The sequence below is a fragment of the Psychrobacter sp. TB20-MNA-CIBAN-0197 genome (assembly GCF_040309765.1).
Lineage (GTDB): Bacteria > Pseudomonadota > Gammaproteobacteria > Pseudomonadales > Moraxellaceae > Psychrobacter > Psychrobacter submarinus.
The window spans coordinates 1-271 of sequence record NZ_JBEOPC010000611.1 but is presented as its reverse complement, the minus strand read 5'-3'; the positions used below and the strand labels follow the sequence as shown (position 1 = coordinate 271).

Here is a 271-nt window from a genome sequence, read left to right as displayed (position 1 = left end):
CTTACCGACTGCGTGTCGGCAATTATCGAGTCATGTTCGACTGGGATGGCGCAATCAAAGTGGTCAGTATTCAAGAGGTCAAAAAACGTGATGAACGCACCTACTGACGTTCAAATCATCAATGACGCCGAGGGTAATCCTGCATTCGTGGTTATCCCCTACGCTCAATATGTCGCACAGAAAATACAGCCCGATCTGATTCCCCATGAGGTGGTAAGTCGAATCGTTGATGGCGCAACACCGATCCGCGCCTGGCGCGAATATCTCAACC

General features: G+C 50.2%; 1 protein-coding gene. It reads left to right on the top strand.

Annotation, left to right across the window (positions count from 1 at the left end):
• Window positions 1-90: 90 nt before the first annotated feature.
• The coding region (locus tag AAEY83_RS15190; protein ID WP_351060213.1) for a hypothetical protein at window positions 91-271 on the top strand (181 nt) is incomplete at its 3' end.